The sequence below is a fragment of the Pseudomonas sp. DG56-2 genome (assembly GCF_004803755.1).
GTDB lineage: Bacteria > Pseudomonadota > Gammaproteobacteria > Pseudomonadales > Pseudomonadaceae > Aquipseudomonas > Aquipseudomonas auratipiscis.
Map to the genome: position 1 here is coordinate 1,932,183 of NZ_CP032311.1, position 22,022 is coordinate 1,954,204.

At 59.7% G+C, this 22,022-nt stretch carries 17 protein-coding genes and 1 tRNA gene; 9 read left to right on the forward strand and 9 right to left on the reverse strand.

From position 1 onward, the window contains the following. The first annotated feature begins 120 nt into the window (after positions 1–120). The 4 genes from D3Z90_RS08980 (at position 121) to D3Z90_RS08995 (ending at position 4,053) form a co-directional block, all read left to right on the forward strand. Positions 121–726 (forward strand): tRNA-(ms[2]io[6]A)-hydroxylase, encoded by a 606-nt coding sequence (locus tag D3Z90_RS08980; RefSeq protein WP_136475402.1) that lies wholly within the window; start codon positions 121–123, stop codon positions 724–726. Positions 727–860: 134 nt separating this feature from the next. After that, on the forward strand, positions 861–1,334 hold the full coding sequence (locus D3Z90_RS08985) for a MarR family winged helix-turn-helix transcriptional regulator (RefSeq protein WP_136475403.1): 474 nt from the start codon (positions 861–863) through the stop codon (positions 1,332–1,334). Next, positions 1,331–2,527, forward strand: coding sequence for an HlyD family efflux transporter periplasmic adaptor subunit (locus D3Z90_RS08990; RefSeq protein WP_136475404.1), 1,197 nt, complete (start codon positions 1,331–1,333; stop codon positions 2,525–2,527). The genes D3Z90_RS08985 and D3Z90_RS08990 overlap by 4 nt, the downstream gene beginning before the upstream one ends. Continuing rightward, positions 2,524–4,053 carry a DHA2 family efflux MFS transporter permease subunit gene (locus D3Z90_RS08995; protein WP_136475405.1) on the forward strand — a complete coding sequence of 510 codons (1,530 nt, stop codon included), beginning with the start codon at positions 2,524–2,526 and terminating at the stop codon, positions 4,051–4,053. Before D3Z90_RS08990 ends, D3Z90_RS08995 begins: the two co-directional genes overlap by 4 nt. Positions 4,054–4,117: 64 nt before the next feature. On the opposite strand, the gene lpxH is transcribed toward D3Z90_RS08995, so the two are convergent. After that, positions 4,118–4,840: a UDP-2,3-diacylglucosamine diphosphatase gene (gene lpxH / locus D3Z90_RS09000; protein ID WP_136475406.1), complete on the reverse strand. Its 723-nt coding sequence runs from the start codon at positions 4,838–4,840 to the stop codon at positions 4,118–4,120. Continuing rightward, the gene (locus tag D3Z90_RS09005) at positions 4,837–5,340 is read right to left on the reverse strand and encodes a peptidylprolyl isomerase (RefSeq protein ID WP_136475407.1); all 504 of its coding nucleotides are present in this window, start codon (positions 5,338–5,340) and stop codon (positions 4,837–4,839) included. The genes lpxH and D3Z90_RS09005 overlap by 4 nt, the downstream gene beginning before the upstream one ends. Before the next feature lie 235 nt (positions 5,341–5,575). On the opposite strand from D3Z90_RS09005, the gene D3Z90_RS09010 reads away from it, so the two are divergent. Continuing rightward, complete coding sequence (locus D3Z90_RS09010; protein WP_136475408.1) at positions 5,576–7,279, forward strand: glutamine--tRNA ligase/YqeY domain fusion protein; 1,704 nt, start codon at positions 5,576–5,578, stop codon at positions 7,277–7,279. Positions 7,280–7,288: 9 nt separating this feature from the next. Further along, positions 7,289–8,671 (forward strand): cysteine--tRNA ligase, encoded by a 1,383-nt coding sequence (gene cysS, locus D3Z90_RS09015; RefSeq protein WP_136475409.1) that lies wholly within the window; start codon positions 7,289–7,291, stop codon positions 8,669–8,671. A 57-nt stretch (positions 8,672–8,728) separates the two neighbouring features. On the opposite strand, the gene D3Z90_RS09020 is transcribed toward cysS, so the two are convergent. From D3Z90_RS09020 to D3Z90_RS09040, 5 genes are all read right to left on the reverse strand, one after another. Next, positions 8,729–10,117 carry a HAMP domain-containing sensor histidine kinase gene (locus D3Z90_RS09020; RefSeq protein WP_136475410.1) on the reverse strand — a complete coding sequence of 463 codons (1,389 nt, stop codon included), beginning with the start codon at positions 10,115–10,117 and terminating at the stop codon, positions 8,729–8,731. Next, positions 10,095–10,775 (reverse strand): response regulator transcription factor, encoded by a 681-nt coding sequence (locus tag D3Z90_RS09025; RefSeq protein ID WP_136475411.1) that lies wholly within the window; start codon positions 10,773–10,775, stop codon positions 10,095–10,097. Before D3Z90_RS09025 ends, D3Z90_RS09020 begins: the two co-directional genes overlap by 23 nt. A 155-nt stretch (positions 10,776–10,930) precedes the next feature. Next, on the reverse strand, positions 10,931–11,950 hold the full coding sequence (locus D3Z90_RS09030; RefSeq protein WP_136475412.1) for a branched-chain amino acid aminotransferase: 1,020 nt from the start codon (positions 11,948–11,950) through the stop codon (positions 10,931–10,933). A gap of 346 nt (positions 11,951–12,296) precedes the next feature. Then, positions 12,297–13,592 (reverse strand): carbohydrate porin, encoded by a 1,296-nt coding sequence (locus D3Z90_RS09035; protein ID WP_136475413.1) that lies wholly within the window; start codon positions 13,590–13,592, stop codon positions 12,297–12,299. A gap of 84 nt (positions 13,593–13,676) precedes the next feature. After that, on the reverse strand, positions 13,677–16,094 hold the full coding sequence (locus D3Z90_RS09040; RefSeq protein WP_136475414.1) for a glucose/quinate/shikimate family membrane-bound PQQ-dependent dehydrogenase: 2,418 nt from the start codon (positions 16,092–16,094) through the stop codon (positions 13,677–13,679). Positions 16,095–16,368: 274 nt separating this feature from the next. Between D3Z90_RS09040 and D3Z90_RS09045 the strand changes: the two genes are divergently transcribed. Next, the gene (locus D3Z90_RS09045; protein WP_136475415.1) at positions 16,369–18,081 is read left to right on the forward strand and encodes an amidase; all 1,713 of its coding nucleotides are present in this window, start codon (positions 16,369–16,371) and stop codon (positions 18,079–18,081) included. Positions 18,082–18,203: 122 nt separating this feature from the next. Here D3Z90_RS09045 and D3Z90_RS09050 read toward each other — a convergent pair. After that, a tRNA-Gln gene (locus D3Z90_RS09050) sits at positions 18,204–18,278 on the reverse strand. Between the two features lie 189 nt (positions 18,279–18,467). On the opposite strand from D3Z90_RS09050, the gene D3Z90_RS26770 reads away from it, so the two are divergent. Together D3Z90_RS26770 and D3Z90_RS09060 are read left to right on the forward strand one after the other, a co-directional pair. Next, entirely contained in the window at positions 18,468–18,848 is a 381-nt protein-coding gene (locus tag D3Z90_RS26770) for a RidA family protein (RefSeq protein ID WP_168198446.1), read from the forward strand. Between the two features lie 138 nt (positions 18,849–18,986). Beyond that, entirely contained in the window at positions 18,987–20,981 is a 1,995-nt protein-coding gene (locus D3Z90_RS09060; protein ID WP_136475416.1) for a U32 family peptidase, read from the forward strand. Between the two features lie 38 nt (positions 20,982–21,019). Here D3Z90_RS09060 and D3Z90_RS09065 read toward each other — a convergent pair whose 3' ends face one another. Then, entirely contained in the window at positions 21,020–21,922 is a 903-nt protein-coding gene (locus tag D3Z90_RS09065; protein WP_136475417.1) for a LysR substrate-binding domain-containing protein, read from the reverse strand. Between the last annotated feature and the right edge of the window lie 100 nt (positions 21,923–22,022).

The window sequence follows — 22,022 nt, forward strand, 5'->3', positions numbered from 1 at the left end:
TGACTATAGACGGCACTCAATGCGATGGGCCTGATATGTATCAAGCATAGTCCACTGGTGATCGCCTCCACCGCCGGTATAATCGCCGCTCTTGTCGTTGCCCTGCCTGTTTGTGAGCCTATGCACCTTATTCCCGAAATTGATGCGTTCCTTGGTTGCCGTACTCCCGATGCCTGGGTCCAGGCCGCCCTTGCCGATCAGGAAACCCTGTTGATCGACCACAAGAACTGCGAGTTCAAGGCCGCCAGTACGGCGTTGAGCCTGATGGCCAAGTACAACACGCACCTGGACCTGATCAACATGATGTCGCGCCTGGCACGTGAAGAGCTGGTGCATCATGAACAAGTCCTGCGGCTGATGAAGCGCCGCAAGATCGGTCTGCGTCCACTTTCGGCCGGGCGCTATGCATCCGGGTTGCGTCGCGTGGTGCGCACGCACGAACCGGTGAAACTGGTCGACACGCTGGTGGTCGGTGCATTTATCGAGGCGCGCAGCTGCGAGCGCTTTGCCGCGTTGGTGCCGCATCTGGACGAAGAATTGGGCAAGTTCTATCACGGCCTGCTCAACAGCGAAGCCCGGCATTACCAGGGTTACCTCAAGCTGGCGCATCAATACGGTGAAGCGGCGGATGTCGAGCGCGTAGTACTGAAGGTCAGAGAGGTTGAAGCCGAATTGATCACCACCCCGGATGAAGAATTTCGTTTCCATAGTGGTATTCCTGCTTAAACCATCGCGGTGCGGCCATTGAGTTGCCCCGCGATTTTTTATAGGCAAATAGTAAGCAGGCTAATTAATGGCTTGACGCTAGCTGTCTAGGCAGTAACATTATGTTACTAACTGCCTAAGCAGGTAATGCCTTCATGCAGCATTTCTCCCCCGAAAACTTCCAGACCTGCACCATTGGCTTGCTCCTGGGGCGCGCCGCGCTGGTCAAGGACCGCATTCTCGACAGCCACCTGCAAGACTTCGGCGTCACTGCCGCGCAGTTCAAGGTGTTGATCATCGTTTCCCAATACGGTGTCGATACCCCTGCCGAGCTGTGCCGTTATCTCTCTCTGGATAGCGGTTCGATGACGCGCATGCTCGATCGTCTCGAACAAAAGCAATTGATCGAGCGTCGGCGTTGCCCGGATGACCGGCGTCAAGTGCGTCTTGGTTTGAGCGAGGAAGGGCAGAATCTGGCGGACCAATTGCCGCAGATCGGTGCAGCAGCAATGAATGAGTTGGTAGGCGTGCTCGATGCAACGGAACTGGCAACCCTTGAAGGCTTGCTGACAAGAGTATTGCTTGCAGCCGGCGACACCCTGACAGCTCTGCGGGTAGGTGCGAAATGAGCGACATGCCTGATAGCGCCAACAGCGCGCAAGATCTCCACAACACCCGAAAACGCAAAACCTGGTTGTTCGGCCTTGCCTTGCTGGTCGTGCTTGGCGGGAGCACGGTATGGGCCTGGCATGAGCTTTACGGGCGATGGAATGAAGAAACCGACGATGCTTATGTCAACGGCAACGTTGTGGAGATCACGCCGTTGATCACTGGTACCGTCGTCAGCATCGGCGCCGACGATGGTGATCTGGTTCATGCCGGCCAAGTACTGATTGAGTTCGATCCCAGTGATGCCGAAGTGGGTTTACAAGCTGCGCAGGCGCAGTTGGCCCGTGCTGTGCGTCAGGTGCGCGGGTTGTACAGCAATGTCGATGGCATGCGGGCTCAGGTCGCGGCGCGTCAGGCTGAACAGACCAAAGCCCAGGAAAACTACAACCGACGCAAGACCCTTGCTGCGGGCGGGGCAATTTCCCTGGAAGAGCTGTCTCACGCCCGCGATGATCTGGCCTCGGCACAAAGTTCGCTGATCAATGCCAAGCAGCAGCTCAATACCACCACTGCGCTGGTTGATGACACCGTGGTTTCGTCCCATCCACAGGTGATGGCCGCGGCTGCCGAGTTGCGCCAGGCCTACCTGGCTGCCGCACGCACCACTCTGGTGGCGCCGGTTACAGGTTATGTGGCCAAGCGCACCGTGCAATTGGGCCAGCGCTTGGAACCCGGTACCGCAACCATGGCGGTGATTCCCCTGGACCAGCTATGGATCGACGCCAACTTCAAGGAAACCCAGTTGCGCAACATGCGCATCGGTCAGCCGGTAGACATTGTTGCTGACTTGTATGGTAGCGAGGTCAAGTATAGCGGCACCATCGACAGTCTCGGCGCCGGCACCGGCAGTGCCTTCGCGTTGCTGCCAGCGCAGAACGCCACTGGCAACTGGATCAAGATCGTCCAGCGGGTGCCCGTGCGTATTCATATCAATGCTGAACAACTGGCCGCCCATCCACTGCGTATCGGTCTTTCGACCCAGGTTAGCGTTGATCTGCATGACCAGAGCGGCCCTGTGTTGGCCCAGGTGCCTGCGCAAAAGGCATCGTTTACCACTCAGGTGTATGACCGCCAGTTGATTGAAGCCGATGCCATGATCACGCGGCTGATCCATGAAAACAGTGAAGGCTCCAGCAAGACGGCCGTGCGATGAGCAACACCGCTTCATTCACCCCGCCGAGCCTGCTGCTGACCACCATCGGGCTGTCGCTGGCAACGTTCATGCAGGTGCTCGATACCACCATTGCCAACGTCGCCTTGCCGACCATTTCCGGCAATTTGGGGGTGAGCACCGAGCAGGGTACCTGGGTCATCACCTCGTTTGCGGTGAGTAACGCCATTGCCTTGCCGTTGACCGGCTGGCTGAGCCGGCGTTTCGGCGAAGTGAAGCTGTTTATCTGGGCCACCTTGCTGTTCGTGCTGGCGTCGTTTCTCTGTGGTGTCGCCCGGTCGATGCCGGAGTTGGTGGGCTTCCGGGTTTTGCAGGGGATCGTTGCCGGTCCTTTGTATCCGATGACCCAGACATTGTTGATCGCTGTCTATCCGCCGGCCAAGCGCGGCATGGCCCTGGCCTTGCTGGCGATGGTCACGGTCGTGGCGCCGATCGCCGGTCCGATCCTCGGCGGTTGGATAACCGATAGTTACAGTTGGCCGTGGATCTTCTTCATCAACGTTCCGATCGGCTTGTTCGCTGCGGCAGTCGTACGCCAGCAGATGCGCACGCGTCCGGTGTCGACCCAGCGCCAGCCGATGGACTACATCGGCCTACTGACCCTGATCGTCGGTGTCGGTGCCTTGCAGGTGGTGCTGGACAAGGGCAATGACCTGGACTGGTTCGAGTCCAATTTCATTATTGTTGGCAGTCTGATATCGGTGGTATTCCTGGCGATCTTTATCATCTGGGAACTGACCGATAAGCATCCGGTGGTCAATCTGCGCTTGTTCGTCCATCGCAACTTTCGCATCGGCACCATCGTATTAGTAGGAGGCTATGCGGGCTTTTTCGGTATCAACCTGATTCTGCCGCAGTGGTTGCAGACACAAATGGGCTACACCGCTACCTGGGCTGGCCTGGCGGTGGCGCCCATCGGATTGCTGCCGGTACTGATGTCGCCGTTCGTCGGTAAATATGCACACAGAATCGACTTGCGCCTGCTGGCAGGCCTGGCGTTCCTGGCCATCGGCACCAGTTGTTTCATGCGAGCAGGCTTTACCAATGAGGTCGACTTTCAGCACATCGCCCTGGTGCAGCTATTCATGGGTATCGGCGTGGCGCTGTTCTTCATGCCGACCTTGAGCATCCTGTTGTCGGACTTGCCACCGCACCAGATCGCCGACGGCTCCGGGCTAGCCACCTTCCTGCGCACCCTGGGTGGCAGCTTCGCCGCATCCTTGACGACCTGGTTGTGGATTCGCCGCGCGGACCAGCATCACGCCTACCTGAGCGAAAGCATCAGCACCTACGAGCCGGCCACCCGTGAAGCGCTCAATCAACTCGGGGGTGTGAATGGACAGTCTTTTGCGCAGTTGGAGCGAATGCTCAGCAGTCAGGCTTACATGATGTCGACGGTGGATTACTTCACCATGATGGGTTGGGTGTTTGCTGGGCTGATCTTACTGGTGTGGCTGGCCAAGCCGCCGTTTGCGGCCAAGGCAGGGCCGGCGTCGGCGGGGCATTGAGTAATCGCCGGACAAGCCTGCTCCTGCCGTAGGGGTGGGAGAGGGCTTGCCCTGCGATCAAGTCTCAAGGAAAAGCAAACGGCTGCAACTGAAACCCTTGCTCATCCACTTCCAGTGCCCAACCCTGGCGGTCCCAATCGCCCAGCACGATTCGCCGAGCCGGTTGATCATCGACCATCAGTTTGTGAATCGCCGGACGGTGGGTGTGGCCGTGCACCAGGGTGCGTACGCCATAGTGCGCCATGATCCGCGGAACTTCTTCCGGCGTCACGTCGACTATGTCGTTGGCTTTCATTCGCGTCTGCGCCCGGCTTTCACTGCGCAGCTTGCGCGCCAGCTTCTGGCGGGTGCTCAGCGGCAGGTGCCGAAGAATCCATAGGCTTACCGGGTTGCGCAGGTAACGGCGCATTTTCATGTAGGCCAGATCAAGGGTGCACAGGCTGTCGCCGTGCATCAACAACACCGGCTCGCCGCCCAGTTGCACGACACTTGGGTCGCTCAGCAGGGTGCAGCCGGCAGCCTTGCAGAAGGCCTCGCCGATCAGGAAATCGCGGTTGCCATGCATTAGGTAGACTTGGGTACCACTGTCGCTCAAGGCGCGCAGGGCCTGGCAAATACTGGTCTGGAAGGGCGTCATGGCGTCATCGCCGATCCAGGCCTCGAAGAAGTCGCCGAGGATGTACAGCGCCTGGGCATGGCGCGCACGGCCGTCGAGCAGATCAAGAAACGCCCGGGTTATATCCGGGCGTTCTTCTTGCAAGTGCAGATCAGAGATCAGCAGTATCACTCAATGATCTCGGCTTTCTCGATGATCACGTCTTCGACCGGTACGTCCTGGTGGCCAGACTTGGAACCGGTGGAAACAGCCTTGATCTTGTCGACAACGTCGGTACCTTCGGTAACTTTACCGAATACCGCATAACCCCAGCCCTGCACGTTCTTGCCGCTGTGGTTGAGGAAACTGTTGTCGGTCACGTTGATGAAGAACTGTGCTGACGCCGAATGCGGCTCCATGGTACGAGCCATGGCGATGGTGTACTTGTCGTTGCTCAGGCCGTTGTCGGCTTCGTTCTGGATGCTCGGACGCTTGTCTTTCTTTTCTTTCATGCCTGGCTCGAAACCGCCACCCTGGATCATGAAGTTGCCGATTACGCGGTGGAATACGGTGTTGCTGTAGTGACCGGCATTTACGTATTCGATGAAGTTGGCCACGGTGATCGGGGCTTTTTCGGCATTCAGTTCAATGACGATGTCGCCGTGGTTGGTGCTCAGTTTGACTTTGGACATGCTGGAATTCGCTCTTTCAAGGCATTCGAATTGGGGTTACGCAGGATCGCGATACAAACCTGACGCACAGTCTACAGCCCGCGATACGTGGTTCGCGGGAGTTTTTTCGCATTGCCTGCCGAATATCGGGCCAGTTTGTCGGACCGAAGCTGTCGGCAGCTCGACCGCTTCGGCTATGATAAGCGCTTTGATTCAGTCGGCCTACCCAGGCCGTGTACCCGTATTCAAGGATCCTATGAGCAAGCCCACTGCCGACACCGCTCCTAACGCCGCTGCCAAAGGCGCACCCGCCATCCCTGCGAACTTCCTGCGTCCGATCGTGCAGGCCGACCTGGATTCGGGCAAGCACAGCAGCATCGTCACCCGTTTTCCACCAGAGCCCAACGGATACCTGCACATCGGCCATGCCAAGTCGATTTGTGTGAACTTCGGCCTGGCCCAGGAATTCGGTGGGGCTTGTCACCTGCGTTTCGATGACACCAACCCGGCCAAAGAGGACCAGGAGTACATCGATGCCATCCAGAGCGATGTGCAGTGGCTGGGCTTCCAGTGGACCGGCCCGGTGCGTTACGCCTCCGAGTACTTCGACCAGTTGCACGACTGGGCCGTGGACCTGATCAAGTCGGGCAATGCCTACGTCTGCGACCTGACCCCGGAGCAGGCCAAGGAATACCGTGGCAACCTGACCGAGCCCGGCAAGAACAGCCCGTTCCGTGAGCGCAGCGTCGAAGAGAACCTGGACTTGTTCGCCCGCATGAAAGCCGGCGAGTTCAAGGACGGTGAACGTGTGCTGCGGGCCAAGATCGACATGGCCTCGCCGAACATGAACCTGCGGGACCCGATCCTGTACCGCATTCGTCATGCTCATCACCACCAGACCGGTGACAAGTGGTGTATCTACCCGAACTACGACTTCACCCATGGCCAGTCGGACGCTATCGAGGGCATCACGCACTCCATCTGCACCCTGGAGTTCGAAGGTCATCGCCCGCTGTACGAGTGGTTCCTTGACCACTTGCCGGTGCCGGCCAAGCCGCGCCAGTACGAATTCAGCCGCCTGAACCTTAACTACACCATCACCAGCAAGCGCAAGCTCAAGCAATTGGTTGATGAGCAGCACGTCAACGGTTGGGACGACCCACGCATGTCGACGCTGTCGGGCTTTCGCCGTCGCGGCTATACCCCGGCATCGATCCGCAACTTCTGCGAAATGATCGGCACCAACCGTTCCGACGGTGTGGTCGACATGTCGATGCTCGAATTCAGCATCCGTGACGACCTTGATCGCACCGCGCCACGCGCCATGTGCGTGCTGCGTCCCTTGAAGGTGGTTATCACCAACTATCCGCAGGGCCAGGTCGAGAACCTCGAACTGCCGCGTCACCCTAAAGAAGACATGGGTGTGCGTGCGCTGCCGTTCGCTCGCGAGATCTACATCGACCGCGACGACTTCATGGAAGAGCCGCCAAAGGGCTACAAGCGTCTGGAGCCAGCCGGCGAAGTGCGTCTGCGCGGCAGCTACGTGATTCGCGCCGACGAGGCGATCAAGGACGCTGATGGCAATATCGTCGAGCTGCGTTGCTCCTATGACCCGGACACCCTGGGTAAAAACCCTGAAGGCCGCAAGGTCAAGGGCGTGATTCACTGGGTGCCGGCTGCAGCCAGCGTCGAATGCGAAGTGCGCCTTTACGACCGTCTGTTCCGCTCGGCCAATCCCGAGAAAACCGAAGACGGCGGCAGCTTCCTCGACAATATCAACTCCGATTCGCTGCAGGTACTCACCGGTTGTCGTGCGGAACCTTCACTGGGCCAGGCCCAGCCAGAAGACCGCTTCCAGTTCGAGCGCGAAGGCTATTTCTGCGCCGACCTGAAAGACTCCCAGCCGGGTCGCCCGGTATTCAACCGGACTGTGACCCTGCGCGATTCGTGGGGCAGCTGAGGAACGCTCGTGCTTAACATCTACAACACGCTTAGCAAGACCAAGGAAGTTTTCAAGCCGCTCGATGGCAACAAGGTGCGCATGTATGTCTGCGGCATGACCGTGTACGACTACTGCCACCTGGGCCACGGTCGCAGCATGGTAGCCTTCGACCTGGTCACGCGCTGGCTGCGTTACAGCGGCTACGACCTGACCTACGTGCGCAACATCACCGACATCGATGACAAGATCATCAACCGGGCCAATGAAAACGGCGAGTCGTTCGACGCCCTGACGGCGCGCATGATAGATGCGATGCACGAAGATGAGCGCCGCCTGAATATCTTGCCGCCAGATCAGGAGCCGCGTGCCACCGACCATATCGCCGGCATGCACGCGATGATCCAGACCCTGATCGACAAGGGTTTTGCCTACGCCGCGGCGAACGGTGATGTGTATTACCGGGTCGGCAAGTTCGTCGGTTACGGCAAGTTGTCACGCAAGAAGATCGAAGACTTGCGTATTGGTGCTCGTATCGAAGTGGACGAAGCCAAGCAGGATCCGCTCGACTTCGTCCTGTGGAAAGCCGTCAAGCCGGGCGAGCCAAGTTGGGAGTCGCCGTGGGGCCCAGGCCGTCCTGGCTGGCATATCGAATGCTCGGTGATGTCCACCTGCTGCCTGGGTGAAAGTTTCGACATCCATGGCGGTGGCAACGACCTGGAGTTCCCGCACCACGAAAACGAAATCGCCCAGAGCGAGGCTGCAACCGGCAAGCAGTACGCCAATTCGTGGATGCACTGCGGCATGATTCGCATCAATGGCGAGAAGATGTCCAAGTCCTTGAACAACTTCTTCACCATTCGTGATGTGCTCGACAAATATCACCCGGAGGTGGTCCGCTACCTGCTGGTGTCGAGCCACTACCGTAGCTCGATCAACTACTCCGAAGACAGCCTGCGCGAGTCCAAGGGCGCCCTGGAGCGCTTCTACCACGCATTGCGCGGCTTGCCGCGAGTGCAAGCCAAGGGTGGCGAAGCCTACGTCGAGCGTTTCACCGCGGCGATGAACGACGACTTCGGTACGCCTGAAGCCTGTGCGGTGCTGTTCGATCTGGTGCGCGAGATCAACCGCTTGCGCGAGAGCGAGCCTGAGGCGGCTGCCGGTCTGGCTGCGCGTCTTCGCGAGCTGGCAGGCTTGTTGGGTGTACTGCAACTGGAGGCCGACGACTTCCTGCGCGCGGGTGCCGAAGGCAAGGTCGATGCCGCCGAGGTCGAAGCGTTGATCCAGGCGCGCCTGCAGGCGCGTGCCGACAAGAACTGGGCAGAATCGGACCGCATCCGTGACCAGATCACCGCCATGGGCGTGGTGCTGGAAGACAGTAAAGGGGCTACCACCTGGCGTCTGGCTGACTGAACACTCGCGGGGCAAGCCCGCTCCCACGGTGGGAGCAGGGCTTGCCCCGCGATGGCTCTAACGAATTACCCCGGTCCGGCAATGCAACACCAATCTCGCGCCGCCCAATTCACTCGACCCGACCTCAAGCGCAAAGCCATGCAGGTCGACAATCGCCGCAACCACCGACAACCCCAGCCCGAAGCCTGGGTGACGATGACCTTCTTCGCTACGATAAAAGCGCTTTAACACTGCTTCGCGCTCGCTCTCGGGAATTCCCGGGCCGCTGTCCTCCACCTCGATGCTCACCACGCCGGCCTCATTGCGGGCACGCATGCGTACAGCGCCGCCGGCAGGGGTAAATTTGATCGCATTGCCCAATAAATTGGCCAGCGCCTCGAACAACAGCTCGCGGTCACCATTGAGCGACGGTAGCTGTGCGGGCAGTTCCAGCTTCAACTGAATCTCGCCGTCCTCTGCCAATGGCAGGTAGAAGTCGTGCATTTCCACCAACAGGGCGCGCGGATCAAGCTCGACAAATCCCGCCCGGCGCTGGCGGTCTTCCAGTTCGCTGATGCGCAGCAAGCCACGAAAGCGCGCCATCAGGGTGTCGGTTTCTCCAATCGCCTGCTCCAGTGCGTCGGCTTGCGCGGAATTGTCCCCGGCCTGCTGGCGTATCCGGTAGAGCTGGGCACGCAGGCGCGTCAGCGGGGTGCGCAGGTCATGAGCGATGTTGTCACATACGCCCTTGACCTCGTGCATCAGGCGTTCGATGCGATCGAGCATGGCGTTGACAATGGCTGCGAGCATGTCCAGTTCGTCGCGTCGCTGAGACAGTGGCAGGCGCTGGGTAAGATCACCTGCGACGATCTGTTCGGCAGTCGCCTGAATGGCGCGAATACGTTTGAGCGGTCGCCGGCGCAGCAGGTACCAGCCGGCAATCCCGGGGATGATCGTCAGTGACAGTCCCCAGAGCAGGGCATGAAGAATGATGCGGGTCACGACAAACAACGAGCCGTTGTCGCGTACCAGCACCAGCCAGCGGCCATCACGCACTTTGATGGCCACGGCGTCACAACTGTCGCGAGGTAGGTGCGGATCATCGGCGTCCAGACAACGGCTCAGCTCGTGGATTTTGCCGTCCAGCCCCAGGTCGGTCGGCACCTGGCGGATCTGTCCGGCCAATGGGTTGAACTGTGCGTCGAACAAACCGTAGGCGTCGAAGCTGCGTTCTTCGAAGGCTTGGCTTGCGATCAAGGCGTCGTCCAGTTGCTTGCCACTCATGTGCGCGAACAAATGCTGGCGCTGTTGTAACGAGTGCCGAGTGAGCTTGTTCAGGTAGCCGGAAACCTCAAAATACAGCACCCCCATGAGGATGCTGCTCCAGGCCACGAACAAAAAACTGTAGAGCGCCAGCAGACGACTGGTGGAGGAACTCCAACCCTTAGACGGGTTCGGCAATGGCATAGCCCGAGCCCCGTACGGTTCGAATCAGGGGCGTCTGACCGGCCGCGTCGATTTTTTTGCGCAAGCGTCCGATGTGTACGTCAATCAGGTTGGTGCCGGGATCGAAGTGATAGCCCCAGACTTCTTCGAAGATCATCATCCGGGTGATGACCTGGCCTGCATGGCGCATGAGAAATTCCAGTAGCTTGTACTCGGTGGGGAGCAAGTTCAGCGCCTGCTCCCCGCGTCGGGCCTCATGGCTGATCAGGTCCAGTTGCAGGTCGGCCACCTGCAGGCGGGTCTGCGCCAGGGGCACGCTGTTGCGCCGCAGCAGCACTTCAACGCGGGCAGCCATTTCATCCGAGGCAAAGGGTTTGGTCAGATAATCATCGCCACCGGCACGCAGGCCGCGCACCCGTTCATCGACATCGGACAGTGCGCTGATCATCAGAATCGGCGTGGCGATTTTCAGGTTGCGCAGGGTGGTGACGATGGTCAGGCCGTCCAGCTCGGGGAGCATGCGGTCGAGCGTGATCAGGTCGTAGCCACCGGCTATGGCTTTGGCCAAGCCTTCACGGCCGTTATCGGCCCAATCCACTTCCAGGCCATGGCTGGTGAGCTCGGCGACGATCTCCTGGGCGGTCACGGCGTCGTCTTCGATAGTCAGTACGCGGGGCATGCTAGTACCTGGGCGGCGAGTAGAGACTTGATTGTGCCAAAGAATAGGCGGTGCCCGGGTTAAAGAAAAATTCATCTGCGAGGATCAGGCACTGCAAGCGTGAATAAACTCATGCCTGCAGAAAAACAAACCCCGCCATCGGCGGGGTTTGTAGGTCACGCTACTTTGACGATCCAGCCAGCTGGCGCTTCGACGTCGCCGCTCTGGATGCCGGTCAGCTCATCGTAGAGCTTGCGGGTAACCGGGCCGACTTCGGTTTCGCTGTAGAACACATGCAGCTCGCCGTTGTACTGGATGCCGCCGATCGGGGTGATCACCGCAGCAGTACCGCAGGCACCGGCCTCGCTGAACTGGCCGATCTTGTCGATCAGCACATCACCTTCTATCACTTCCAGGCCCAGACGCGATTTGGCCAGTTCCATCAGCGACAGGCGAGTGATGCCTGGCAATACCGACGGCGATTTCGGGGTGATGAACTTATTGTCCGGGGTGATCCCGAAGAAGTTGGCTGAGCCGACTTCTTCAATTTTGGTGTGGGTCAGTGGGTCCAGGTAGATGCAGTCGGCAAAACCGGCCTGCTTGGCTTTGTAGCCGGGCTGCAGGCTGGCGGCATAGTTACCGCCAACCTTGGCAGCACCAGTGCCTTGCGGTGCGGCACGGTCGTAGTCGGAAATCAGGAATTTGTGCGGGGTCATGCCGCCTTTGAAATAGGAGCCGACCGGAATGGCGAAGATCGAGAAAATGAATTCCGGGGCGGTACGCACGCCAATGTTGTCGCCTACACCGATTACGAACGGACGCAGGTACAGGGCGCCTTTGCCGTGCGGCGGGACGAAGCGTTCGTTGGCTTTTACCACCTGTTTGCACGCTTCGATGAATTGCTCGGTCGGTACCTGTGGCATCAACAGGCGGTCGCAGCTGCGCTGCATGCGCAGGGCGTTCTGGTCAGGGCGGAACAGGTTGATCGAACCGTCCTTGCAGCGGTAGGCCTTCATACCCTCGAAACATTGCTGGCCGTAATGCAGCGCAGTTGAGCCTTCGCTGATGTGCAGCACGTTGTCTTCGGTCAGGGTGCCCTGGTCCCACTCGCCGTTACGGAAATAGGACAGGTAGCGCTTGTCGGTCTTGATGTAGTCGAAGCCCAGCTTGTCCCAGTTAATGCTTTCGTTACTCATGGCACCCTCGAATCGATTTGCATATGCCTGACGAACAGGCGTCTCTTATTGCGCACGCAGCCACGATAATACATCCCGTGCAGATGGGAAACGGCCAGTCATAGATTGGACCATGGTAGTACTCAAAATCGTCTGACAAACGGTAGAGGGTTTGACGTTGACCGGTCGCCAGCACCGGCGCAGTATGAAATCAACACGATTTGCCTGCTGACCTCGATGCGTACCACGACTACCGCCAATCGCGGGTCCGGTACCGGCGCTTGAACTTTAGGCAGTAGGTAAAACAAGGCCCCGCCAGAAATGGACGGGGCCTTGTCTTTTCGAACCATAATCGACTTGGGCAGGCTTAGAAACTCGCTTTGACTTGGAGTCCCACCACCAAGGCGTTGTCGATTTTCTCTGCGGAAAATGCCCCAGGCTCGATGATGTATTGCACATCCGGGCGCAGCGTCAGCCAGGGGGTAGCCTGATAGCCGTAGCTGAGTTCGATCAGTTGTTCGGCGCTGTTGAGGTTGGGAAAGCTTTCGCCATTGGCGGCGGCGGCATCTTGCTGGACGTCGCGGCTGCGCGGATTGGGCACGGCGCGGCCGTAGCCAATAGCGAGGGTGTCTCGCGCGCGACCTTCGAAAGGCTTGTACAAGACCAGGCCGACGCCATACCACGTGCTGAACGGGGACGCGGCGGTGCTCGCTGCCGAGTACTGACCAAAGGCATGCACGCTGCGCCCTGGCGAGGTATGCGAATGCCACACGGCCTGGTCGATCAGCAGGTAATGGCCGTCACGACCGGAGACTTCCTTGTCACTGCCGATGCGCTTGGCGTCGGAGCTGTCGTAGTAGTAGCCCAGCTTATACTCACCGGGCAACTCGCCCTGCAGCTTGTATACCAGCTCTAGGGGCAGCACAGTGCCGGTGGTGTGCTTGGGTCCCAAGTGCCACGCGCGGCTGGAGTTGCCGTTGCTCTGTGGATCAACGTTGAACGCGGCGACCCGCACTTGCCAGGTCGATGACAGGTCGTACTTCAGGCGCACGCCGAGGTGAGCGTTGGGGTAATTGGTCCAGCCGCTACCGCCGGACATGTTCAACGGATGGCCGCAGAAACCTGCGTTCATGAAGTTGCAGAGAATGCCGCTGTCCAGGCCACCCAGATCGTTGCCCATGGCCATGTAACCCAGCTTGACGTTCAGCTCGGGGGTGAACAGGGTGCGCTCGTAACTCAATTCGGTCAGGCGGGTATAGAGACCACCGAAGTTTTCCTGGATAGGCAGACGGTTGCCTACCAAGTCTTCAGAAGCACTGTTGCCGCGGCGATCATTGATGGTCAGTTGCAGCTTGCCGCCGTTATCCAGGCCATACAGCTTGCCCAGATCGAATTGCACGCCAAGTTTGATGTTTTGCGAGTACCTGGCGGAGCGATGCAGGCCACCCTCGGCGATGTAGGCAGTCTCGCCACTGTAGTCGCCAGTGAATTTGATGCCTTGGCTGTCCAGTTGGTGACGCAGGCCACCCCAGTCACCGCTGAGGCTGCTGCGGGTCATCAGGTCCGCCTCGTTGGCCAGCGCGGGTTGGAAGGTGATGCACGTTAGGGTCAATAGCGGGCCGGTAAGCAGGCGAGGGCGAGAGAAGCGAAAAGCGCGGGACATGCACAACCTATCTGAAAGAATCGCGAGAAAAGACAAGGGCAGGGGCGCGGCACCCAGGCGCCGCGCCATACAGCAGTGGCGTGGTTACGGCAGGGCGTAGGCCATGACGTAGTCGCCGCGATCGGTCGACTGGCGGGCACCACCTGCGGTAATCACGATGTACTGCTTGCCGGTTTTCGGCGACACGTAGGTCATCGGGCCACCCTGGCTGCCGACGGGCAGGCGGGCTTTCCAGATTTCTTCACCGTTGCCGCTGTTGAAAGCGCGCAGATAGAAGTCTTGAGTGCCGGCAATGAATATCAGCCCGCCCTGAGTCGACAGGGTGCCGCCAAGGGTCGGCAGGCCAACTTTGATCGGCAAGTGCATACGGATACCCAGGGGGCCGGTGTCTTCGACCGTGCCTACGGGTACCTGCCAGGCAACTTTCTGGGTTTTCATGTCGATGGCAGTCAGAGTGCCGAACGGCGGCGCCTGGCAAGGAATGCCGGCCACTGACAGGAAGCGGTTCTTGTTCACCGCGTAGGGCGTACCCTTGAGCGGCACGGCGCCCATGCCGGTGTTAAGTGCTTCGCCGCCGGAACTGGCCTGAGCCTTGTTCTGCGATGGAATCATCTGAATCCATAGGCCCAGGCGCATGTCGTTGACGAAGATAAAGCCATGCACCGGGTCGGTAGAAATACTGCCCCAGTTCATGCCTCCAAGCGAGCCTGGGAAACTCAGTGACAGGTCGGTGCCCGGCGCGGTATAGAGGCCGTCGTAGCGCATTTTCTTGAAGTCGATGCGACACAGCAATTGATCGTACGGCGTGGCGCCCCACATGTCCGACTCGGTCAGTTGTTGGGCTCCGATCTGTGGCATGCCAACCGATTTTGGCTGGGTTGGCGAGTAGGGTTCGTTGGGGATGTTGCTCGGCTTGACGGCGACTTCTTCGACCTGGGTCAGCGGCTTGCCGGTAGCGCGATCGAGTACAAAAATCTGCCCGGCCTTGGTGCCGATCACCACCGCTGGCACGGTTTGGCCATCGGCCTTGGTGAAGTCGATCAGGCTCGGTTGCATGGGCAGGTCAAAATCCCAGAGATCGTTGTGCACGGTCTGGTACACCCACTTTTCTTCACCGCTGGTAGCGTCCAGTGCCAGTATTGAAGCGCCGTACTTGTGGTTCAGCTCGCTACGCTCGACCCCATAGATGTCGGTAGACGAGCTGCCCATCGGCAGGAACAGAGTGTTCATCGCCGGGTCGTAGGACATCGGCGCCCAGCTGTTGGGCGTGCTGCGAACATAGGTATTGTCAGCGTCTGGCGCGTTACGGTCTTCGGGATTGCCCGGGTCGAATGCCCAGCGCATTTGCCCGCTGATGACATCGAAACCTCGGATCACGCCGCCTGGCATATCGGTTTGCACGTTGTCTGCGACGCGTCCACCGACAACTACGGTGGTACCGGCCATCAGCGGTGCAGATGACAATTGATAGTAGCTGTCGGGGACATTGCCGAGACCGGCCTTGAGGTCGACCTGACCGTTGCTGCCGAAGCCCTGGCAGAACTCGCCGGTGTCAGCGTCAACGGCGATCAGGCGGGCGTCGATGGTGTTGGTCAGCAGTCGTCGCTGGCAGTTGGCGCCCGCCGGCACGCTGGCGGCAATGATCGCCGAGCTGTTGGCTTGGGTAGGTTGCACGATTGGTGTGCTGGCATCGAAATAGGCCATGCCGCGGCAGCGTTGCCAGACCGCCGATTGGGCATTGATCTGATTCTTCCACAGCTCTTTGCCGGTGTCGGCATCCAGGGCAATCAGGTTGTTGTGAGGGGTGCAGATGAAAACCTTGTTGCCGACCTGCAACGGGGTGAGCTGGTCTTCGGCGCCATTGCCGTCACTGATGGCGACATCTCCGGTGTGATAGGTCCAGGCCACTTTCAAGTCATTGACGTTGTCGCGATTGATCTGGTCAAGGGCGGCAAAGCGGCTGCCACCTTCGGTGTTGCCGTAATGCGCCCAATCCTTCTGCGCCTTGGCCGGGTCGACCGGGGTCAAGCCGGGGCCGTCGCCGCTTGGGCTGACGCTGGGGTGGGCGACGAACATATTGCCGGCTGCAACCACCAGTGCCACGGCCATGACGCCTGCCATGGCATAAGCGCCGCGGCCGGGTGTTGCGCCTGCAGAGCGGGCCAGCATGGGGTAGACCAGCGCCACTGCCAGGCCGATTGCGCCGAACATGAACAGGCGCGAGAACAGCGGCCAGAACTCCAGCCCGACATCGGCCAGAGCCCAAATGGCCGTGCCGACAAGGAAGGTGGCATACAGCCAGGCGCCGACTGGTTTGCGGCGCGCGACCAGCAAGCCGGCGCCGGTCATTGCCAAGCCGCCGATCAGAAAGTACCAGGAGCCACCCAAGCTGAGCAGTTTCACGCCACCTGCGGCCAGCGCCAGACCGAGCACAGCGATGATGGTGCCAAGGCCGGCAAGGATGAATGTTGAGGCGCCAGCAGGGCGCGATGCTTGCTTCATGTCGAAAAAAACTCGAAGAGGGGAGTGGCGGAATTATACCCTTAGCAAGCTAATTAACAAGTTGGTACATTTTGCTCCGGCTGTTCCTTCGGCTGCTCTGTTGCTTTAAAAGCAACGCCGGGTTTTCATGGTGGCCAATGCGCGGAATCGCGTAATGGCGTGCAACGAGACTCGATATGAAAACCCGTTTTGAGAGAATTGATGTGTCTGTGCCCAGTATTCAGTGTGATGGCGAACGTCCTGGCGTCAACCTCCAGCCATCGGAGGTGAACCCATGATCGAGGTCACTGAAGTATCCATCGCGCAATTGCGCGCCGCGCTCGAATCCGGCAGCACGACCTCGGTGGAATTGGTTGAGGCATACCTCGCCCGAATCGATGCCTATGACGGCCCTGCAACCACGACTGCGCTCAATGCAGTGGTGGTACGCAACCCCGAAGCGCTCAATGAAGCGCGGGCAGCCGATGCGCGACGGGCCAAGGGCGAATCCCTCGGGCCACTCGATGGCATTCCTTACACAGCCAAAGACAGTTATCTGGTGAAGGGGCTCACCGCTGCCTCGGGAAGCCCGGCTTTTGCCGAACTGGTTGCCTATCGCGATGCCTTCACCATTGAGCGCCTGCGTGCCGCAGGGGCGATCTGCCTGGGCAAGACCAACATGCCGCCCATGGCCAACGGCGGTATGCAGCGTGGGGTGTATGGCCGGGCTGAAAGCCCGTACAACGCCGACTACCTCACTGCGCCTTTCGCATCGGGCTCATCCAATGGCGCAGGCACTGCCACTGCTGCCAGCTTTGCAGCGTTCGGGCTGGCTGAGGAAACCTGGTCGAGCGGTCGCGGACCTGCATCGAACAACGGCCTGTGTGCCTACACCCCTTCACGCGGGGTAATTTCGGTGCGCGGCAACTGGCCGCTGACGCCCACCATGGACGTGGTCGTGCCCTTTGCCCGAACCATGACCGACCTGCTCGAAGTACTCGATGTGGTGGTCGCCGAAGACCCCGATACCCGTGGTGATCTGTGGCGGATGCAGCCTTGGGTACCGATTCCGAGTGTGGCGTCGGTGCGACCGGCTTCGTATTTGGAGTTGGCCGTCGATGCTGCATCGCTCAACGGCAAGCGCCTGGGCATTCCGCGTATGTACATCAATGCCGATCCCGACGCGGGCACCAGCGAAGCGCCGGGTATCGGCGGACCAACAGGTCAACGTATCAATACTCGGCCGACGGTAATCGCACTGTGGGAGGAGGCCCGCAAGGCGCTGGAAGCGGCGGGCGCCGAGGTGATCGAGGTGGATTTTCCGTTGGTCTCCAATTGCGAAGGGGATCGTCCCGGCGCGCCGACAGTGTTCAATCGTGGCCTGGTTTCCAAGGAGTTCCTGCACCATGAGCTGTGGGATCTGACTGCCTGGGCGTTTGACGATTTTCTCCAGGCCAATGGCGACCCTAAGTTGAACCGCCTGGTCGACGTCGAGGGTGCAAAGATTTTCCCTCACGATCCGGGTACTTTGCCAAATCGCGAGGGCGATCTTGCTGCAGGTATGGATGAGTACGTGCGCATGGCGGAGCGGGGCATCACGCCTTGGGATAAGATCGGCACCGTGCCTGATGGCTTGCGTGGTTTGGAGACAACCCGTCGTATCGACCTTGAAGAGTGGATGGATCGCCTCCAGCTCGATGCCGTGCTGTTTCCGACGGTCGCCGACGTTGCCCCGGCCAATTCCGATGTCGACCCGGCATCGGCCGATATAGCCTGGAGCAACGGCGTGTGGGTTGCCAATGGCAACCTGGCTATCCGACACCTGGGCGTGCCGACGGTAACAGTGCCGATGGGGGTGATGGCGGACATTGGTATGCCCGTCGGGCTGACCTTCGCCGGGCGTGCCTATGACGATTCGTCGCTGCTGCGCCTGGCTTCGGCATTCGAGTCCACCGGTTCCAGGCGCGTGGTGCCGCCGCGCACGCCGCCACTGGTAGTCGGCAAGTAACCGGCAGGTTGGGGTTGGCGCTGAACAGCGTCAATCCCGGCCTATTGCTGAGTGTTGTGCTGCAGGCGCGCTTGCTTTCGACGGGAGTAGGCGTGAGATAGCTTTGGATTTGAAGAAGGAAATGGCAGGGGCGGCTGGATTCGAACCAACGCATGGCAGGATCAAAACCTGCTGCCTTACCGCTTGGCGACGCCCCTGTAGATGTTGCGATGAGTGTCTGGCACTCATTTGAAGAGATTGCTGCATTCGCTGCTGTAGCAGGAATGGCCGCGAATTTAACAACTTTTGCGCCGTCTGTGAAGTCCTCAAGCAAAAAATTTGTTTTTAAAACAGCTGGTTACTGTTGCATCATCGTAGCGATTACTTATTCAGCAGGAAATTCTCACATGGCAAACCACGACATCACCTTCACGCCTGACCCCGATCCGGAATCCATTTCCAGTGATGTTGCCGGTTTTGGCGGCATGCTGGTTTCCACCCAGATTCCGACGCGCGCCGATGGCAGCCTGGAATTGGGCGATATCACCTTGCAGAGTGAGTGCACCCTGCAAGCACTCAAGGTTGCCCTGGAGCGAGCTGGCAGCTCGATGGATCGGGTGTTGCACCTGACCATCTACCTGACCGACATGGCTGATCGCGGCGCTTTCAACGACGTCTACCAACGTTTCTTCGCCAAACCGTGGCCGGTACGCGCCGCTGTTGGCGTGGCATCGCTGGCGGTTGAGGGTATGCGCGTGGAAGTGACGGCGATGGCTGCCAAGGCTTGAACCGCGGCGGGCTTGTGCGCCAGGTCAGTGGCACGTATGCAGACTCCTCAACCGTGCCATCCGGCAGGGTAGGGGGTCCCATCGTACGTTTCGCGCTACAATGCGCGCCTTGACCGTGCCAAGCCTGACTAAAAAAACATGTCCTTACCCAAGCATCACCTCGAACTGCTCAGCCCTGCCCGCGATGTGGCCATCGCTCGTGAGGCCATCTTGCATGGCGCCGACGCCGTGTACCTCGGTGGCCCAAGCTTCGGCGCCCGCCACAACGCCTGCAACGAGGTCAGCGATATCGCCCAGTTGGTGGAGTTTGCCCACCGCTATCACGCGCGGGTGTTCACCACCATCAACACCATCCTTCACGACAACGAGCTGGAGCCGGCGCGCAAGCTGATCCACCAGTTGTACGATGCCGGTGTCGATGCGCTGATCGTCCAGGACCTGGGCGTGATGGAACTGGATATCCCACCGATCGAGCTGCACGCCAGTACCCAGACGGATATCCGTACCCTGGCGCGGGCCAAATTTCTCGATCAGGCCGGTTTCTCGCAACTGGTACTGGCCCGAGAGCTGAACCTCAAGGAAATTCGCGCGATTGCCGACGAGACCGATGCGGCCATCGAGTTTTTCATCCACGGCGCGTTGTGTGTAGCTTTCTCGGGGCAATGCAACATTTCCCACGCTCAGACCGGTCGCAGTGCCAACCGTGGCGACTGCTCTCAGGCCTGCCGTCTGCCGTACACCCTCAAGGACGAAAAAGGCGGTGTTATTGCCTATGAGAAGCACCTGCTGTCGATGAAGGACAACAACCAGAGCGCCAACATCCGCGCTCTGGTCGAGGCGGGTGTTCGCTCGTTCAAGATCGAAGGGCGTTACAAGGACATGGGCTATGTGAAGAACATCACCGCCTACTACCGTCAGCGCCTGGACGAAGTCCTTGAAGATCGCCCGGACCTGGCGCGCGCCTCCAGTGGTCGCACCGCGCACTTCTTCGTGCCCGACCCGGATAAAACCTTTCACCGTGGCAGTACCGACTACTTCGTCAGTGAGCGCAAGATCGATATCGGCGCCTTCGACTCGCCAACCTTCACTGGTTTGGCGGTCGGCGTGGTGGAGAAAGTCGGCAAGCGTGACATGCAAGTCGTCACCCATGAGCCACTGTCCAACGGTGACGGCCTCAATGTGCTGGTCAAACGTGAAGTGGTTGGCTTTCGCGCCAACATCGCCGAGCCGAAAGGCGAGTTCGATGAAGACGGCGAGAAGCGCTACCGCTATCGTGTCGAACCCAACGAAATGCCTAAGGGCATGTACCAGCTACGGCCAAATCATCCGTTGAGCCGCAACCTGGACCACAACTGGCAGCAAGCCCTGCAGAAAACCTCTGCCGAGCGTCGCATCGGCCTGGCGTGGGCGGCGCGCTTGACCGAAAGCAGCCTGCAATTGACTGCCACCAGCGAGGAGGGCGTCAGCGCCAGCATTACGCTTGACGGCCCGTTCGGGGTCGCCAACAAGCCGGAGCAGGCGTTGGAGCAACTGCACGATCTGCTTGGTCAGTTGGGTACCACTCAATACCATGCCACCGCCATCGACCTGGATGCGCCACAGGCATACTTCATTCCCAACTCGCAGCTTAAAGCCTTGCGTCGTGAAGTCATCGAATCCCTTACGGCTGCGCGCATTGCCGCGCATCCACGGGGTGGGCGCAAAGCAGAGAGCAATCCGCCGCCGGTGTACCCGGAGTCGCACCTGTCATTTTTGGCCAACGTCTACAACCAGAAGGCTCGCGACTTCTATCACCGTCACGGGGTCAAGCTGATTGACGCCGCTTACGAGGCCCACGAAGAGAAAGGCGAAGTGCCGGTGATGATCACCAAGCACTGCCTGCGTTTCTCTTTCAACTTGTGCCCCAAGCAGGCCAAGGGCGTAACGGGTGTGCGCACCAAGGTTGCACCGATGCAGTTGATCCACGGTGACGAGGTGCTGACGTTGAAGTTCGACTGCAAGCCTTGCGAAATGCATGTGATCGGCAAGATGAAGGGTCACATCTTCGATTTGCCGCAACCGGGCAGTCAGCAAGTGGTCGGGCACATCAGTCCTGAAGACTTGCTCAAGACCATTCCCCGCGCCCCGCATTAAGGGCCAACGAGCGCGACGTTGCGGCGTCGCGCTCGATCTCAGTCGCTAAGTTCCCTGCCTGCTTTTTCCAGGAGCCAACTACGGAACGCTTGCAGTGCTGGCAGCGCCTGGTTGCGCGGCGGGTATACCAGGTAATAGCTGCGCGCGCTGGCAAAGGGCAGGGCGGGACTGCTCAGTTCACCCCCGGCCAGTTCCTCGGTAATGAGGATGCGTGGCACCAGGCCGATGCCGATATCGGCACGCACCGCCTGGATCAGATGCGACGTCAATTCAAAGCTCGGCCCAAGGCGCATGGCGTGGTGGGTCAGGCCGTGATGGGTAAACCACTCGCCCCAGGCATTGGCGTTGTTGGCCACACTGAGCAGGACTTGCTGGCTGATGTCCTGCGGGCTCCAGGTCGGCCGCGAGGCGGCCAGGGTGGGCGAGAGGATCACCATCAACTCTTCTGCATGCAAACGATGACAAATCAGCCCGGGCAGATCACTGGTCGCGACGACGATAGCTGCGTCGATACCACTGGTGGCGAAGTCCACCGGTTCAATGCGTGAATTGATGTGTACCAGTACTTCTGGATGGTTCCGGTAGAACGCGTGCAGCCGTGGCAGCAACCATTTCGAGCCGAAAGTCGGCAGGGTTGCCAGGCGCAGGTTGCCACCCCCTGCCTGGTGGGCGATAGCGTGCAGGGTGGCACTGCGGACGCGGCCCAGGGCCTCGCTGATTTCACGCTGGTACAGCCGCCCGACGTCGGTGAGCTTTACCGTGCGGCCTTCGCGCCGGAACAGTGTTACGCCCAAGTGTTGCTCAAGCGCCTGGACCTGGCGGCTGACTGCGCTTTGGGTCAGCGATAGCTCCACGGCGGCGCGGGTGTAGCTTTCATAGCGCGCCGCGGCCTCGAACGCCAGCAGTAAAGACATGGATGGGGTGAGGTTGCGGTAATTCATTCGTAAAAGTCATCAAAGGCTGCGGGAATATCCGTTTGTGCCTGGCTCAAGGCTGCGGGATCATTGGCATCATCCACTACCTGGCGGTGTACTGACCATA

Excerpts from the sequence above, each read along its gene's own strand:
- D3Z90_RS08995 (WP_136475405.1), top strand. The coding sequence starts at position 2,524 with ATGAGCAACACCGCTTCATTCACCCCGCCGAGCCTGCTGCTGACCACC.
- D3Z90_RS09035 (WP_136475413.1), bottom strand. The coding sequence starts at position 13,592 with ATGTCCCGCGCTTTTCGCTTCTCTCGCCCTCGCCTGCTTACCGGCCCG.
- D3Z90_RS09060 (WP_136475416.1), top strand. The coding sequence starts at position 18,987 with ATGTCCTTACCCAAGCATCACCTCGAACTGCTCAGCCCTGCCCGCGAT.
- D3Z90_RS09065 (WP_136475417.1), bottom strand. The coding sequence starts at position 21,922 with ATGAATTACCGCAACCTCACCCCATCCATGTCTTTACTGCTGGCGTTC.
- D3Z90_RS08990 (WP_136475404.1), top strand. The coding sequence starts at position 1,331 with ATGAGCGACATGCCTGATAGCGCCAACAGCGCGCAAGATCTCCACAAC.
- D3Z90_RS09025 (WP_136475411.1), bottom strand. The coding sequence starts at position 10,775 with ATGCCCCGCGTACTGACTATCGAAGACGACGCCGTGACCGCCCAGGAG.
- D3Z90_RS09030 (WP_136475412.1), bottom strand. The coding sequence starts at position 11,950 with ATGAGTAACGAAAGCATTAACTGGGACAAGCTGGGCTTCGACTACATC.
- D3Z90_RS08980 (WP_136475402.1), top strand. The coding sequence starts at position 121 with ATGCACCTTATTCCCGAAATTGATGCGTTCCTTGGTTGCCGTACTCCC.
- D3Z90_RS09045 (WP_136475415.1), top strand. The coding sequence starts at position 16,369 with ATGATCGAGGTCACTGAAGTATCCATCGCGCAATTGCGCGCCGCGCTC.
- D3Z90_RS08985 (WP_136475403.1), top strand. The coding sequence starts at position 861 with ATGCAGCATTTCTCCCCCGAAAACTTCCAGACCTGCACCATTGGCTTG.
- D3Z90_RS09010 (WP_136475408.1), top strand. The coding sequence starts at position 5,576 with ATGAGCAAGCCCACTGCCGACACCGCTCCTAACGCCGCTGCCAAAGGC.
- D3Z90_RS09040 (WP_136475414.1), bottom strand. The coding sequence starts at position 16,094 with ATGAAGCAAGCATCGCGCCCTGCTGGCGCCTCAACATTCATCCTTGCC.
- D3Z90_RS09020 (WP_136475410.1), bottom strand. The coding sequence starts at position 10,117 with ATGCCATTGCCGAACCCGTCTAAGGGTTGGAGTTCCTCCACCAGTCGT.
- D3Z90_RS26770 (WP_168198446.1), top strand. The coding sequence starts at position 18,468 with ATGGCAAACCACGACATCACCTTCACGCCTGACCCCGATCCGGAATCC.
- D3Z90_RS09005 (WP_136475407.1), bottom strand. The coding sequence starts at position 5,340 with ATGTCCAAAGTCAAACTGAGCACCAACCACGGCGACATCGTCATTGAA.